At 52.0% G+C, this 13926-nt stretch carries 9 protein-coding genes, 21 tRNA genes and 2 rRNA genes (1 of these 32 only partly in view); 3 read left to right on the top strand and 29 right to left on the bottom strand.

All coding sequences use genetic code 11. The features are described 5' to 3' along the window. Nucleotide 1: 1 nt before the first annotated feature. Complete coding sequence (locus tag ACTVIM_RS02935) at nucleotides 2-979, bottom strand: LacI family DNA-binding transcriptional regulator (protein ID WP_445613577.1); 978 nt, start codon at nucleotides 977-979, stop codon at nucleotides 2-4. 277 nt (nucleotides 980-1256) lie between these two features. On the opposite strand from ACTVIM_RS02935, the gene ACTVIM_RS02930 reads away from it, so the two are divergent. Beyond that, nucleotides 1257-1946, top strand: a complete 690-nt coding sequence (locus tag ACTVIM_RS02930; protein WP_445613576.1) for a hypothetical protein — start codon at nucleotides 1257-1259, stop codon at nucleotides 1944-1946. A gap of 66 nt (nucleotides 1947-2012) precedes the next feature. On the opposite strand, the gene yhbH is transcribed toward ACTVIM_RS02930, so the two are convergent. Both yhbH and ACTVIM_RS02920 read right to left on the bottom strand, forming a co-directional pair. Beyond that, entirely contained in the window at nucleotides 2013-3170 is a 1158-nt protein-coding gene (gene yhbH / locus ACTVIM_RS02925; RefSeq protein WP_445613575.1) for a sporulation protein YhbH, read from the bottom strand. A gap of 382 nt (nucleotides 3171-3552) precedes the next feature. Then, nucleotides 3553-5448, bottom strand: coding sequence for a PrkA family serine protein kinase (locus ACTVIM_RS02920; RefSeq protein ID WP_033018531.1), 1896 nt, complete (start codon nucleotides 5446-5448; stop codon nucleotides 3553-3555). 119 nt (nucleotides 5449-5567) lie between these two features. Here ACTVIM_RS02920 and ACTVIM_RS02915 point away from each other — a divergent pair, with 119 nt between their 5' ends. After that, on the top strand, nucleotides 5568-5714 hold the full coding sequence (locus ACTVIM_RS02915; protein WP_156102749.1) for a hypothetical protein: 147 nt from the start codon (nucleotides 5568-5570) through the stop codon (nucleotides 5712-5714). Nucleotides 5715-5763: 49 nt separating this feature from the next. Here ACTVIM_RS02915 and trmL read toward each other — a convergent pair whose 3' ends face one another. The 3 genes from trmL to queG form a co-directional block, all read right to left on the bottom strand. Continuing rightward, entirely contained in the window at nucleotides 5764-6237 is a 474-nt protein-coding gene (gene trmL / locus ACTVIM_RS02910; protein ID WP_033018532.1) for a tRNA (uridine(34)/cytosine(34)/5-carboxymethylaminomethyluridine(34)-2'-O)-methyltransferase TrmL, read from the bottom strand. Between the two features lie 23 nt (nucleotides 6238-6260). Continuing rightward, the gene (locus ACTVIM_RS02905; RefSeq protein WP_445613574.1) at nucleotides 6261-7124 is read right to left on the bottom strand and encodes an amidase domain-containing protein; all 864 of its coding nucleotides are present in this window, start codon (nucleotides 7122-7124) and stop codon (nucleotides 6261-6263) included. 355 nt (nucleotides 7125-7479) lie between these two features. Continuing rightward, entirely contained in the window at nucleotides 7480-8631 is a 1152-nt protein-coding gene (gene queG, locus ACTVIM_RS02900) for a tRNA epoxyqueuosine(34) reductase QueG (protein ID WP_445613573.1), read from the bottom strand. A gap of 52 nt (nucleotides 8632-8683) precedes the next feature. On the opposite strand from queG, the gene ACTVIM_RS02895 reads away from it, so the two are divergent. Then, complete coding sequence (locus ACTVIM_RS02895) at nucleotides 8684-9349, top strand: B3/B4 domain-containing protein (RefSeq protein WP_033018535.1); 666 nt, start codon at nucleotides 8684-8686, stop codon at nucleotides 9347-9349. Nucleotides 9350-9567: 218 nt separating this feature from the next. On the opposite strand, the gene ACTVIM_RS02890 is transcribed toward ACTVIM_RS02895, so the two are convergent. The 23 genes from ACTVIM_RS02890 to ACTVIM_RS02780 all read right to left on the bottom strand — a co-directional run. Then, nucleotides 9568-9639 (bottom strand) — tRNA-Glu (locus tag ACTVIM_RS02890). A 5-nt stretch (nucleotides 9640-9644) separates the two neighbouring features. Further along, nucleotides 9645-9737: transfer RNA gene (locus tag ACTVIM_RS02885), tRNA-Ser, on the bottom strand. Nucleotides 9738-9745: 8 nt separating this feature from the next. Continuing rightward, nucleotides 9746-9820 (bottom strand) — tRNA-Asn (locus tag ACTVIM_RS02880). Between the two features lie 121 nt (nucleotides 9821-9941). Next, a tRNA-Ile gene (locus tag ACTVIM_RS02875) sits at nucleotides 9942-10015 on the bottom strand. Nucleotides 10016-10022: 7 nt separating this feature from the next. Continuing rightward, nucleotides 10023-10093, bottom strand: a tRNA-Gly gene (locus ACTVIM_RS02870). A gap of 311 nt (nucleotides 10094-10404) precedes the next feature. After that, nucleotides 10405-10477: transfer RNA gene (locus ACTVIM_RS02865), tRNA-His, on the bottom strand. Nucleotides 10478-10488: 11 nt separating this feature from the next. Continuing rightward, nucleotides 10489-10561, bottom strand: a tRNA-Thr gene (locus tag ACTVIM_RS02860). 131 nt (nucleotides 10562-10692) lie between these two features. Beyond that, nucleotides 10693-10783, bottom strand: a tRNA-Ser gene (locus ACTVIM_RS02855). Nucleotides 10784-10799: 16 nt separating this feature from the next. Continuing rightward, nucleotides 10800-10876, bottom strand: a tRNA-Ile gene (locus tag ACTVIM_RS02850). A gap of 8 nt (nucleotides 10877-10884) precedes the next feature. After that, nucleotides 10885-10958, bottom strand: a tRNA-Met gene (locus tag ACTVIM_RS02845). Nucleotides 10959-10974: 16 nt separating this feature from the next. Beyond that, nucleotides 10975-11047: transfer RNA gene (locus ACTVIM_RS02840), tRNA-Ala, on the bottom strand. 4 nt (nucleotides 11048-11051) lie between these two features. Continuing rightward, nucleotides 11052-11128 (bottom strand) — tRNA-Pro (locus ACTVIM_RS02835). A 6-nt stretch (nucleotides 11129-11134) separates the two neighbouring features. Further along, nucleotides 11135-11208, bottom strand: a tRNA-Arg gene (locus ACTVIM_RS02830). Between the two features lie 3 nt (nucleotides 11209-11211). Continuing rightward, nucleotides 11212-11297: transfer RNA gene (locus ACTVIM_RS02825), tRNA-Leu, on the bottom strand. 5 nt (nucleotides 11298-11302) lie between these two features. Continuing rightward, nucleotides 11303-11377: transfer RNA gene (locus ACTVIM_RS02820), tRNA-Gly, on the bottom strand. A 7-nt stretch (nucleotides 11378-11384) separates the two neighbouring features. Then, a tRNA-Lys gene (locus ACTVIM_RS02815) sits at nucleotides 11385-11457 on the bottom strand. 182 nt (nucleotides 11458-11639) lie between these two features. Continuing rightward, nucleotides 11640-11712: transfer RNA gene (locus ACTVIM_RS02810), tRNA-Thr, on the bottom strand. Nucleotides 11713-11715: 3 nt separating this feature from the next. Next, nucleotides 11716-11791, bottom strand: a tRNA-Phe gene (locus ACTVIM_RS02805). A 314-nt stretch (nucleotides 11792-12105) separates the two neighbouring features. Then, a tRNA-Asp gene (locus ACTVIM_RS02800) sits at nucleotides 12106-12178 on the bottom strand. A 4-nt stretch (nucleotides 12179-12182) separates the two neighbouring features. Beyond that, nucleotides 12183-12259, bottom strand: a tRNA-Met gene (locus tag ACTVIM_RS02795). Nucleotides 12260-12443: 184 nt separating this feature from the next. Continuing rightward, nucleotides 12444-12519: transfer RNA gene (locus tag ACTVIM_RS02790), tRNA-Val, on the bottom strand. 10 nt (nucleotides 12520-12529) lie between these two features. After that, nucleotides 12530-12646: ribosomal RNA gene (gene rrf / locus ACTVIM_RS02785) — 5S ribosomal RNA — on the bottom strand. Nucleotides 12647-12861: 215 nt separating this feature from the next. Beyond that, a 23S ribosomal RNA gene (locus tag ACTVIM_RS02780) occupies nucleotides 12862-13926 on the bottom strand; it runs 1865 nt beyond the window's last position.

Raw genomic sequence — 13926 nt, 5'->3', positions numbered from 1 at the left:
CTCAGCCCGTCATTCGCACAATCAGCCGCGCCGGCAACTCTTCTTGCGTTCGCGGCACATTTCCTGTTTCAAGCCAATGATGGAGAAGGCGAAACGCTTTTTCCCCAAGCGCCAAGTGGGGAAGCGCCACGGTCGTCATGCCGAGCATTTCGGCCAACGGATCGTTATCAAATCCAATGACAGCCAGCTCCTCGGGAATGTGCACGCCGACGCGCTGCGCATGCAGCACGATGCCAGCCGCCACTTGGTCGCTCGTCACAAGCAAGGCGCTCGGCCGTTCTTTCATGTCCATCCACCGCTCAATCACACGCTTGCCATCTTCAAGAAATAGACAGCCGTCAAAAATCCACTGCGGTTGCGGAATCACGCCGACGCTGCCCAGCACATCCCGATACGCCGCTGCCCGCGCTTGGCTGTTCGGTCCCGTCGTTCTTCCGATGCAATAGCCGATCCGCCGGTGCCCCTTGTCCAACAAATAGCGAAGCGCCTGCGCAAACGCTTGGTAATGATCGATATACACCGTGAAAAAATCGTGTCCAACGGCTCGTTCACATAAAACGATCGGACCGTCTTCACGGTAAGCGGCAAACACCTCCCAGTCGGCCTCGTGAGAACAGACGATCAGCCCGTCCATTTGCTTCATCCGCAACCGCTCTAACGCTTCTAACTCCCTCTTTACCTCGTAGTTTGTTTGGAACAAAAGTAGCTGATAACCGCAGCGAAGCGCCTCCTTGGAAATTCCTTCAATGACCGCCGAAAAATAAGGATGATGAATGTACGGAAGCATCACGCCAACGATTCTCGTCTTCCCTTTCGCCAAATGGACAGCCTGAATGTTTTTCGTATAGTTCAGCTTCTCGACCGCTTCCCAAACCGCTTTCCGCTTTTCCTCGCTCACGTACGGATACCCGTTTAACACCCTTGATACCGTAGCCACCGACACGCCCGCTTCTTTTGCCAAATCGCGGATGTTCGCCACAATTCCACTCCTTCCGAAAAACAGCTTGACTTGAAACGCGTTTCATCCATTATGCTGGTCTCGCCATTCAGTATACAGGAGGTGGAACGCCAATGCTCAATGGATTGGCCTTGCTTGTCTTGCTTGTCGCGATCATTTGGGGAGGAGCCCATGTCGCTCTCAGCGCCAAAGAGAAACAGAAGCCAAACCACCATAAAAAATAAGGAAGTGAACCCGTTTGTTTCCGCTGTTTCAACTGCTATAATGAATGGTATATGGAAAGCAAGGAGGAATCAAGATGTTTCGATATTGGCAATCGCTCATTTCCATCGTTGCCGCCGCTATCTTGCTTGCCGGCTGCGGCGCGGACTCCTCGCCGCCCGACAAAGCCGAAGCAAAAACCAAACAAACGGCAAGTTCCGGCGAACACCGCACTCATCCGCAAGCAACAGAGCCTGCGAACCAAAACTCCACCGCTGCTAGCGGGCAGCACTCAACCGGGAATGGACAAGGCAAAACGGCGGGGGGTGAACCGGCATCTTCCCGACCAACCACTTCCCTTTCCTACCAAAAAGGGAAGCAAATCGTCACCGGAACAGCCACGTTGACCGTCAGCGACAACCAGCATTTCTCGCTCTATGTCCTGGACGGCTGGACGCTTGATGCAGAGGAACCGAACGCCGACGTTCTCCTTCATGGCAAGACATTCGCCCGCATCCGTCTCCTTCATGACAAGGAGATCGACTACGAACAATTGGCCAAGGAACACGCCCAAGCGGTCAACATCAGCGCCGCGCGCCGGCAAGCCGCGCAGCTCCCTGTCCCATTTCAAGACGCCGTTTGGTACACCGCCCAAGCCGATGGTGTCACCGTCCACGTCATCGCCAGCGCTCAGCCATCGCCACTGCTGCTTACGGTTCATGCTCCTGATGGCGAAGATGCGCTCGGCGCTGTCCTTGCCATGGTCGCCACGTTGCAACGACAATAATCGTTTGGCGGGAGGCCATCGCCCTCCCGCCGCCAAAAGAAAAACCCCCTTTGCCAGCGAAGAGGGTCAAACTAGCTGTATGCTTTCTTCTTTGCGAAAAAACGTTTTCATCGCATGGAAAACGTCCGATTTTTGCCTAAGGATATAATACCGGAATTTTTCGTCTTTAATGTTTTTGTAAGCAGACATTAAGGTGGAATGGCGGTTGTACTGATTCACTTCCCCATATCCAAACATGTTTGACACTTTCAGCAACTCTTGAACAAGCTTGACGCAGCGGGCGTTGTCGGACGTCAAGTTGTCGCCGTCGGAGAAATGGAACGGATAAATGTTATAGCGTGACGGAGAATATTTTGTTTCAATTAGTTCAAGGGCTTTGCGGTAGGCCGACGAACAAATCGTTCCGCCGCTTTCCCCTTTGGTGAAAAATTCTTCCTCACTGACGACTTTCGCTTCGGTATGGTGGGCGATGAAGGCGATGTCGACCGTCTCATACTTCGTGCGCAAAAAGCGCGTCATCCAAAAGAAGAAACTGCGCGCCATATATTTTTCCCACATGCCCATCGAACCGCTTGTGTCCATCATCGCTAGGACGACCGCTTTCGATTCCGGTTTAATGACTTCGTTCCACGTTTTAAATTTCAAATCTTCGCGATAAATCGGGTAAAAGCTCGGCTTGCCGCTCATGGCGTTGCGTTTGAACGCGGCGAGCATCGTCCGCTTTTTATCGATGTTGCCCATCAGCCCGGTGCGGCGAATATCATTAAACTCAATCTGTTGGACAACGTGTTGGTCGAGCTCTTTCCGCTGCAAATTCGGAAGCTCCAACTGGCTGAAGAGCGCCTCTTCAATTTCCATCAGCGACACTTCAGCTTCGTAATAATCTTGGCCTGGCAGGTCACCGGCCCCTTGGCCTTTTCCTGGCCCCTGTCCTTCCCCGCTTCCGTCCTTGGCCACGACATCGCCGACTTGGCTGTCTCCGTTTCCTTGACCGACGTGCTTGTTTTTCTCGTAGTTGTAGCGAATTTTATACTCATCAAGCGAACGGATCGGAATTTTAATCACATCACGTCCGTTAGACATAATGATGCTTTCTTCAGTGATTAAATCCGGCAAGTTATTTTTGATCGCTTCTTTGACTTTTTCTTGGTGACGCTTTTGATCGTCATGCCCTTTGCGGTGGAGGGACCAGTCTTCTTTCGATACAACAAAATTCCCCTTCATAATTTTTCCCTCCTTTGTCAAAATGGTTTCACACTTTTCGCTTTCCCGCATATACTTATGTTGGCGTCATCAAAACAAACGCAGCACGGATACTAGGTTTGGTTTATTTTATCCTATGCAAAAATTCAAAATAATTGCCAAATGAATGCGGAAAATAGTGGGATCGGACAAGCCCGATTGCTTGTTTGCTCTCGCGTTGTGATGCAGCGCCCTGACCTCTAATGAAAACAAGCTCTCCCTTGATCCATGAGGGAACGTGCACAAAGCATGCCTGATGCGACAAAGTTTCTTTATTTGAGAAATAAGGCCGGGAAGCGTCTCGCTTCTTCCATCCCGACTCTTCGCGGTGATAAAAAAGCATGCCTCAGCGCTTGAGGCATGCCTATCGGTTCAACAAGCTGCCGACATAGCGGAGCAATTCGTTGGCCGATGTGGAGTTATATCCGTACTCATCAATCAAGCGGGCGACAACCTCATTAATTTTTTTCAGCTGCTGCTCATCCGGCGTTTTCGTCGATGTTGTAATTTTTACGATATCTTTTAGATCCGCGAACAGCTTTTTCTGAATCGCTTCGCGCAGCCGTTCGTGGGAATTGTAGTCAAACCGCTGCCCTTTGCGCGCATAGGCGGAGATCCGAATCAAAATTTCTTCGCGGAACGCCTTTTTGGCATTTTCGGAAATGCCGATTTGTTCTTCAATGGAGCGCATCAGCTTCTCATCCGGGTTCATTTCCTCACCGGTGAGCGGGTCGCGCAGCTTCGTTTTGTTGCAATACGCTTCGACGTTGTCCAAATAGTTGTCCATCAACGTTTTCGCCGATTCTTCATACGAATAGACGAACGCCTTTTGCACTTCTTGCTTGGCGATTTCATCATATTCTTTGCGCACGAGTGAGATGAAGTTCAAATACCGTTCACGGTCTTCTTTAGAGATGGATGGGTGCTGATCCAACCCTTCTTTCAGCGAACGAAGCACATCGAGCGCGTTGATCGACGGCACTTCTTTACGGATGATGCAGGCCGAAATGCGGTTGATGACATAGCGCGGATCGATGCCGCTCATTCCTTCGTCCGGATGCTCTTTTTTCAACTCCTCGACATCGACTTCGTTGAACCCTTCGATCATCTCTCCGTCATACAAGCGCATTTTCTTCAACAAGTCCACATCCGGTCGTTTTGATTCTTTCAGCCGCGTCAAAATCGTAAACATGGCCGCAATGCGCAGCGTGTGCGGGGCAATATGCACGTTAGCGACATCGCTTTCGCGAATCATCTTTTCATAAATGCGCTCTTCTTCCGAGACGCGCAAGTTATATGGAATCGGCATTACGATAATGCGGGAATGGAGCGCTTCGTTCTTTTTGTTGGCGATAAATGACCGGTACTCGGTTTCGTTCGTATGGGCGACGATCAACTCATCAGCGCTGATCAACGCAAACCGGCCGGCTTTGAAGTTGCCCTCTTGCGTCAGCGACAGCAAATGCCAAAGAAATTTTTCATCGCATTTTAACATTTCCTGAAATTCCATAATGCCGCGGTTCGCCTTGTTCAACTCGCCGTCAAACCGATATGCCCGCGGGTCGGACTCCGAGCCATACTCAGCGATGGTCGAGAAATCGATGCTTCCCGTCAAGTCAGCAATATCTTGCGACTTCGGATCGGACGGGCTGAACGTCCCGATGCCAACGCGCCGATTTTCCGAAAAGAAAATGCGCTCCACCATCACGTCTTCGATTCGGCCGCCGTATTCTTTCTCCAACCGCATCATATTGAGCGGCGACAGCTCCCCTTCAATGCGAATGCCGTATTCGCGGTAAAAATCGTCGCGCAAATGGTGGGGAATGAGGTGAAGCGGATCTTCATGCATCGGGCACCCTTTGATCGCATAAACGGCGCCGCGGTCCGTTTTCGAATATTCCTCGAGCCCGCGTTTCAAGAGCGTCACTAGCGTTGACTTCCCGCCGCCGACCGGGCCCATCAGCAGCAAAATCCGCTTGCGTACATCCAACCGCTTCGCCGCCGGGTGGAAATATTCTTCAACTAACCGTTCCAGCGCTTCTTCCAGCCCGAACAGATGCTGGCTGAAAAACTTATACCGCTTTCGGCCGTTCACCACCTCAACTCCAGCGTCTTTGATCATATGATAAACGCGCGAATGAGCCGACTGGGCCACCCACGGCTTTTCTTTTAAAATCTCTAAATACTCGGCAAACGTCCCTTCCCATTTCAGCTTCTCTTCTTCTTCCCGATATCGAGCGATTTTTTGCAAAATATCCATAAAGGACCTCCTCACCCTCGGATGTCTAACAGAAAGATTATTACAATTTATGCGAGGATGTCCTGTATCATTCGCCGCAAAAAAATTTTGTCTCCTGACGGCCAAACGCGGTCATTCACATGCTTGGCCATATCCGCTATAATAAAGGGGAAAACGCCTTGAAGGAGGGGCAAACGATGCGCACCTTGCTTGTGCTCGGAGTGATCATTGCTTTCTTAACGGCCATTTTCACCGCCGGCTATGAGGACAAACCCGGCGTGAAATAAAGCCCAAAAAAACGACCTCCGTCGCGAAGGTCGTTTTTTTGTTTTGCGCCTACGACAACCCGTGAAACCGTTGCTGGCGCAGCGCTTCATACACTAAAATGGCCGCCGTATTTGATAAGTTCAGGGAACGGACTTTGTCGTTCATCGGGATGCGAAGGCAGCGATCCATATTGGCCTCGAGCAAGTCTTTTGGCAATCCGGTCGTCTCGCGGCCGAACACAAAGAAAATATCCTTGGTTGTATCGCTAAAGTCAAACGAATCATAATACTGCCGGCCGAATTTCGTAATGAAGTAAAACTCGCCTCCCGGAAATCGGGCAAACAACTCGTCAAGCGAATCGTAATAGGAAAGATTGACATAAGGCCAGTAGTCAAGGCCAGCGCGCTTTAACATTTTATCGTCCGTCGAAAATCCGAGCGGACGGATGAGATGGAGCGCCGTATCCGTCGCCGCGCACGTACGGGCGATGTTCCCGGTGTTGGCTGGAATTTCTGGTTGGTATAGTACAACATGAAGCGGCATGTTCTTCACCTCAACAACATCGTTTATTTGCGATCCATGATATGAAAAAATTTATACCGGATGTTTGGGGTGTAAGCGCTCGAATCTTCGTAGGACCAATAACGCATCCGACTGTTGGTAGTATGGGCGTTCACAAGCGGCATCCCCTCTTGGTCTTTGGCCACTACGATCGCCGAATGGTCAAAGCGCCCGTCCCCTTGAAAATCATAACAAATGACATCGCCTGCCATCAATTGTCCCGGTTCGGAAACTTCCACCGCCTGCAAGCCGATGCGCGACCCGCTTAAGTACCAGCGCAGGGAATGAGCGACGGCCCAGCTGTAGCTCCAGCTCCCGTTTTGGCACCACCACCCCCGCGCCCGATTCGGGTAACCCGTCATAGGCACCCCACCTGCGTACAGGCATTGGGAGACAAAATTGGTGCAATCAACAGGAAAAGACGGGAACGCCGGGTTGTGACGATTCCACCATGTTTCCGCGTACCGCACCGCCTGAGCGCGGTCATATTGATAGGAAAGCCGCTCTCCCCGCCATTGCTCACGCTCCACCCGCGGCGCCTCGACATTCCCTCCCGTCCGGCTGATCCGATCGTCGGCAACCCATTCGCCGTTTACAAACCGCGCGCACCGCTCCTCGACTTGCTCTTCCACATATAAAACGTCTCCTTGTTTCAGCAAAAACTGATGATGGGCCACATACACCAGTTTGGTTTCCCGTTCGACCGTCTGTCGTCCGACGATTTGCCCACGAATCGAACAGCGAACGATTTCCACTCCTCGTTTTTGGCAGAGCTTCTGTTTTCTCGTGATCTCTTCATCCTTTAACCCGTTTCCTGACACAAACGAGCGGGCCCGCTCGTTCAGCCGCTCGCGCAATCGTTGTTTCATGCCGTTCCCCACTTTCGTTTTTGTTACTACCTTATGTGGGGAAGCGGCTGTTCTTTCCCGCTTCTTTGCGGCATCCGTCCCGCCCTTTACCCGTTTCCCTCATCGCTTAGGAGGGCGGGGATTTAAGGGAGCAAGCCGCTTATCAAGCTTGTTTATCAAATAGAAGAGCCTTGTCGCATCAGGATCGTCTTTCAAACTCTCCCCCATTGTTCAAAAGAAACAACCGTTTTTCACCAGCCATCTAGGGGAAGCGGAAGCTCGTTTTCACCAGCCTTCCCGTTACTTTAGGAGGGCGGGGATTTCGTGTAAAATGCTACTATCCCACCAGTTTCTCAATTAGAGAAACCTTGCAGAATCAGCTTTCTCTTCTGACGCTGTCTTCCAACAGTTTCAGCCCTTTTTCAATTTCAGCAAGCACCACCTCATCCGTCTCCGTCCGTCTAGCTTCATCGAGATGCGGTCGCACGCTGGCATCGCCGATTTTTCCGAGCGCCCATGCGGCCGTCCCACGGATGACCGGGCGGCTGTCTTCTTTCAACAGCCGCAACAAATGCGGCACCGCCGTTCGGTCTTTGTAATGGGCAAGCGCCAAGATGGCATTGCGCTGAATCGGTTTTTTTCCGCGCCATGAACCAGCCATGGCGCCGAATTTTTCTTGAAACTCACGATTGCTCATTTGAAGAAGCGGAATCAGCTTCGGTTTGACCGCCTCCGGATCGGGTTCAAATTCCGGATGGAAATGAAAATCTTTCCCTTTGTTTTCCGGACAGACTAACTGGCACGTGTCGCAGCCGTACAACCGGTTGCCGATTTTCTCGCGAAATTCATCGGCCAAAAAGTCTTTTGTTTGTGTTAAAAACGAGATGCACCGTTGCGCGTTTAGCTGCCCTCCTTGCACGAGCGCTCCGGTCGGACACGCATCGATGCATTTCGTACATGTGCCACATCGATTTTCAATCGGCTCATCAGGGGGAAACGGAATGGTTGTGATCATTTCCCCTAAATAGACGTACGAGCCAAATTCCGGCGTAATGATCGAGCAGTTTTTCCCGCTCCAACCGATCCCGGCCCGCTCAGCCACAGCGCGATCGGCCAGCTCTCCAGTATCGACCATCGAACGAACGCGGGCGTGCGGCACTTTGGCAAGCAAAAACTCCTCAAGCTGCCGTAAACGATCCCGCAATACAACATGATAATCTTTGCCCCACGATGCACGGCAAAAAAGGCCGCGCCGCTCCGTCTTTGTCCCCCGCGGCGCCTGCTTCATTTTCGACGGATAAGCGAGCGCAATGGCAATGATTGATTTGGCCTCAGAAAGCAGCAAATCGGGATTCGTTCGTTTTTCAATATCCTTTTCCTCAAATCCGGACTGGTAGCCAAGCTCTTGCTGGCGTCGCAATCGTTCTTTTAGTTCCACAAACGGATCGGCGCTGGCAAATCCAATTTTATCAATACCGATCGTCCGGCTGTACGCAATCAACTCTTGTTTTAAGGCGACAACATCCATTGTTTTCCCTCCTTTCGACTCCTATGATAAAATAAAGCGCGAGGTGATTGACATGAACTATATCGTATCAGAAGAGCTGAAACGGCGTCTCCCTTCCGGAAAGTTCGGAATCATCTGCTACCGGCACATCGAAGTAGGAGATTCGCCCCAAATGCTAAAAGGACGGTTGCAACTGTTTCAGGAATCAATTTATATCGAACTGCAGGAAAAAACGATCCATGACATTCCTGAACTGGCCGAATGGCGTCACGTATTCAAGCAAATCGGGACGGATCCCGCTCGTTATCGCCCATCGAGTGAAAGTCTGTATCGGCGCATTCAAAAGAAGCACTTTCTTCCTTCCATTCATTCAGCAGTGGATGTCAACAATTTCTTTTCACTCTATTATAAGATTCCGCTCGGCATCTACGACCTTGACCGCATACACGGGACCGTGACCGTAACCATCGGTGCTGAACAAGACGAATATGTCGCTTTAAACGGCCGAACGGTCAACTTTGCCAACAAACTTGTCAGCAAAGATGCATACGGTCCATTCGGCAGTCCGATCGTCGATTCGGAACGGACGGCCGTCACTCGTGACACCAAAAACGCCTTACAGATTGTATACTTTCCACCTTCCATCGCCAAAGACGTCGCCCATCGCCAGCTCGAAGCCATGCAAGCGATGTTCACGCAAATCCATGGCGGCGAAGCGGATGTTCAACTGCTTGAATGACATGTTCCTCCCGCTTCGGTGAATCGCAGGCGGGAGGGGATCGCAATAAAAAAACGCAATGCCTCGTTCATCGACGAAACGAAACACTGCGTTGTCCCCAATCTTTCTGCTATGGAACCCATTATACCTCATGATGGCCTATTCGGCAAGAAAAAGCGCAATTTTCGACAAAAACAAGTTTGATAAAATGGCACCAGGCAACCTGGTGCCATAAGCAGTGACCCGTACGGGATTCGAACCCGTGTTACCGCCGTGAAAGGGCGGTGTCTTAACCACTTGACCAACGGGCCATGCATGGCGGAGAAGGCGGGATTTGAACCCGCGCGCCGCAAAACTGCGACCTAACGGTTTAGCAAACCGTCCCCTTCAGCCACTTGGGTACTTCTCCAGAGAAAATGGCTCCGCAAGTAGGATTCGAACCTACGACCTACCGGTTAACAGCCGGTTGCTCTACCGCTGAGCTATTGCGGAACGATTCAACACCATGTCCGTTTTCCTACGGGCTACCATACCGTTGCTCCATCCGGCAATGGTGGGACAACGGTTCACCGTTATTATAGCGAATCATCCGACAATATGCAATGGGAAATAGTGGGCCTAAGTGGACTTGAACCACCGACCTCACGCTTATCAGGCGTGCGCTCTGACCAGCTGAGCTATAGGCCCATCCAAAAGCGGGTGATGGGAATCGAACCCACGACATCAGCTTGGAAGGCTGAGGTTTTACCACTAAACTACACCCGCACATCGATTTCTTCAACCATTCACCACGCAATTTCGCGCCTCTTCCTCTACCAGCGCATTCAAAGAAGCGGAATGCGTCGAGGCTACTCGCAGCCTATTCGGTGAAGCTAAGGCTCGTGGCTGAGGTTTTACCACTAAACTACACCCGCACATCGATTTCTTCAACCATTCACCACGCAATTTCGCGCCTCTTCCTCTACCAGCACATTCAAAGAAGCGGAATGCGTCGAGGCTACTCGCAGCCTATTCGGTGAAGCTAAGGCTCGTGGCTGCAATTTTACCAAGAGCTTACTGGTTTTAAGAAGAAAAAGGGCGACTAGTGGGAATCGAACCCACGCATGCCAGAGCCACAATCTGGTGCGTTAACCACTTCGCCATAGTCGCCATGATGTTGATGCCGGCTGCAGGACTTGAACCCGCAACCTACTGATTACAAGTCAGTTGCTCTACCAATTGAGCTAAGCCGGCATAAATCCATATTATGCAATGCTTATCGTTTTTCCTAATAGTCAACTGGTCGAAAAAAGCGGAACGCTCAAACCGAGTTGATGCCGTCTCATTCTATTTGTGCCAACGGAGCTAAATGAGACGATTATTTATGGCGGAGGAGGAGGGATTCGAACCCCCGCGCGCCTTGCGGCGCCTCTCGGTTTTCAAGACCGACCCCTTCAACCACTTGGGTACTCCTCCAAAAAAACAACAATAATGGTGGACCTTGTAGGATTCGAACCTACGACCGGACGGTTATGAGCCGTCTGCTCTAACCAGCTGAGCTAAAGGTCCGATAAGAGTGGCGGTGGAGGGGATCGAACCCCCGACCTCACGGGTATGAACCGTACGCTCTAGCCAGCTGAGCTACACCGCCAAAACGGATGAAAAAGTGGAGCCTATCGGATTCGAACCGATGACCTCCTGCGTGCGGGGCAGGCGCTCTCCCAGCTGAGCTAAGGCCCCAAAGTGGTCGGGAAGACAGGATTTGAACCTGCGACCTCACGGACCCGAACCGTGTGCTCTACCAAGCTGAGCTACTTCCCGATAAAACGCGCTCGAGAGGATTCGAACCCCTAACCTTCTGATCCGTAGTCAGATGCTCTATCCAATTGAGCTACGAGCGCAAGTGCCGAGGGCCGGACTCGAACCGGCACGGTAGTCACCTACCCCAGGATTTTAAGTCCTGTGCGTCTGCCAATTCCGCCACCCCGGCGGCAGTGGAGCGGAAGACGGGGTTCGAACCCGCGACCCCCACCTTGGCAAGGTGGTGTTCTACCGCTGAACTACTTCCGCAACATGATGAGCCATGGAGGACTCGAACCTCCGACCCTCTGATTAAAAGTCAGATGCTCTACCTACTGAGCTAATGGCTCATGGTTTGGTATACACCCAAATATTTGACGATGCCCCTTCCTCTACCAGCCGACTCAAAGATGCCGAGTGCGTCGAGGCAACTCGCAGTAAACTCGAAGATGTATTGCTCGTTACTGAGCGAATGACTCATGGTGGTCCTTAGTGAAGCACACACTTGCATACTCTCAAGCAAAAGAAAAGATGCCGGCTGCAGGACTTGAACCCGCAACCTACTGATTACAAGTCAGTTGCTCTACCAATTGAGCTAAGCCGGCGAATGGTGGCTCGGGACGGAATCGAACCGCCGACACAAGGATTTTCAGTCCTTTGCTCTACCGACTGAGCTACCGAGCCATATGTTATTTTTTAACTCGCTCATTGATTGCCTATGCCTCTTCCTCTACCAGCTGATTCAAAGATGCTTGATGCGTCGAGGCAACTCGCAGCAAACTCGATGATGCTGATGCTCGTCTCTACCGACTGAGCTACCGAGCCATATGTTATTTTTTAACTCGCTCATTGATTGCCCTATGCCTCTTCCTCTACCAGCTGATTCAAAGATGCTTGATGCGTCGAGGCAACTCGCAGCAAACTCGATGATGCTGATGCTCGTCTCTACCAAGAAAGCAACCAAAATATATAGGGTTGTCATAATTTTTAAACAAAGACGGTCCCGACGGGACTCGAACCCGCGATCTCCTGCGTGACAGGCAGGCATGTTAACCACTACACTACGGGACCTTGTTGGTTGCGGGGGCAGGATTTGAACCTGCGACCTTCGGGTTATGAGCCCGACGAGCTACCGGACTGCTCCACCCCGCGACGATAAGAAGAGCAGTATCATTGAAATATTTGTTGCCTCTTCCTCTACCAGCTGATTCAAAGATGTTCGATGCGTCGAGGCAACTCGCAGCGTATTCGATGAAGCAAATGCTCGTTGCTCCACCCCGCGACGATAGAAGATGAACTTATTTCAATGATGCGCTGAATTTTGTATGTTTGAAAGTGGTGGAGGATGACGGGATCGAACCGCCGACCCCTTGCTTGTAAGGCAAGTGCTCTCCCAGCTGAGCTAATCCTCCATAAATATCCGCCTAGCAGCGACCTACTCTTGCAGGGGCGCTGGCCCCAACTACCATCGGCGCTGGAGGGCTTAACTTCCGTGTTCGGGATGGGAACGGGTGTTTCCCCTCCGCTATCACCACTAGGCTATTATCGACACATTTTATTATAAGGAAAGTAAGCGGATTGTCAAGGGCTTTTTCATTCCTTCAAAACTAGATAACCGTCGGAAGAAGCCGCGTGTCGTACTGTCTAGCTCCGGCCGCCATCGGCTCGCGACGCTTCGGTCCTGCTGTGGCGGTATAGCCTCCTCGCAGGCCCTCCAGCGCGTTTCGCCGATCGGCGGGCGGCCTCCGCTTTTCTAGGTTAAGCCCTCGATCGATTAGTATCCGTCAGCTCCACGTGTCGCCACGCTTCCACCTCGGACCTATCGACCTCGTCATCTTCGAGGGATCTTACTCGCCTAACGCGATGGGAAATCTCATCTTGAGGGGGGCTTCACGCTTAGATGCTTTCAGCGCTTATCCCGTCCGCACATAGCTACCCAGCGGTGCCCCTGGCGGGACAACTGGTACACCAGCGGTGCGTCCATCCCGGTCCTCTCGTACTAAGGACAGCTCCTCGCAAATTTCCTGCGCCCGCGACGGATAGGGACCGAACTGTCTCACGACGTTCTGAACCCAGCTCGCGTACCGCTTTAATGGGCGAACAGCCCAACCCTTGGGACCGACTACAGCCCCAGGATGCGATGAGCCGACATCGAGGTGCCAAACCTCCCCGTCGATGTGGACTCTTGGGGGAGATCAGCCTGTTATCCCCGGGGTAACTTTTATCCGTTGAGCGATGGCCCTTCCATGCGGAACCACCGGATCACTAAGCCCGACTTTCGTCCCTGCTCGACCTGTCCGTCTCGCAGTCAAGCTCCCTTGTGCCTTTGCACTCTCCGAATGATTTCCAACCATTCTGAGGGAACCTTTGGGCGCCTCCGTTACCTTTTGGGAGGCGACCGCCCCAGTCAAACTGCCCACCTGACACTGTCTCCCACCCCGCTCAGGGGTGCGGGTTAGAATTTCAATACCGCCAGGGTGGTATCCCACCGGCGCCTCCACCGAAGCTGGCGCTCCGGCTTCTCAGGCTCCCACCTATCCTGTACAAGCGATACCAAAATTCCATATCAGGCTGCAGTAAAGCTCCACGGGGTCTTTCCGTCCTGTCGCGGGAAACCTGCATCTTCACAGGTAGTATAATTTCACCGGGTCTCTCGTTGAGACAGCGCCCAAGTCGTTACACCTTTCGTGCGGGTCGGAACTTACCCGACAAGGAATTTCGCTACCTTAGGACCGTTATAGTTACGGCCGCCGTTTACTGGGGCTTCGGTTCGCACCTTCGCTTCCGCTAAGCGCTCCCCTTAACCTTCCAGCACCGGG

The organism is Geobacillus sp. YF-1, assembly GCF_052692335.1.
The sequence above is the reverse complement of the archived record's forward strand: the minus strand, read 5'-3'. Positions and strand labels throughout refer to the sequence as shown.

Coding starts and splice junctions, on each gene's coding strand:
- ACTVIM_RS02930 (WP_445613576.1), top strand. CDS start 1,257: ATGTTTCGATATTGGCAATCGCTCATTTCCATCGTTGCCGCCGCTATC.
- yhbH (WP_445613575.1), bottom strand. CDS start 3,170: ATGAAGGGGAATTTTGTTGTATCGAAAGAAGACTGGTCCCTCCACCGC.
- ACTVIM_RS02920 (WP_033018531.1), bottom strand. CDS start 5,448: ATGGATATTTTGCAAAAAATCGCTCGATATCGGGAAGAAGAAGAGAAG.
- ACTVIM_RS02915 (WP_156102749.1), top strand. CDS start 5,568: ATGCTTGGCCATATCCGCTATAATAAAGGGGAAAACGCCTTGAAGGAG.
- trmL (WP_033018532.1), bottom strand. CDS start 6,237: ATGCCGCTTCATGTTGTACTATACCAACCAGAAATTCCAGCCAACACC.
- ACTVIM_RS02905 (WP_445613574.1), bottom strand. CDS start 7,124: ATGAAACAACGATTGCGCGAGCGGCTGAACGAGCGGGCCCGCTCGTTT.
- queG (WP_445613573.1), bottom strand. CDS start 8,631: ATGGATGTTGTCGCCTTAAAACAAGAGTTGATTGCGTACAGCCGGACG.
- ACTVIM_RS02895 (WP_033018535.1), top strand. CDS start 8,684: ATGAACTATATCGTATCAGAAGAGCTGAAACGGCGTCTCCCTTCCGGA.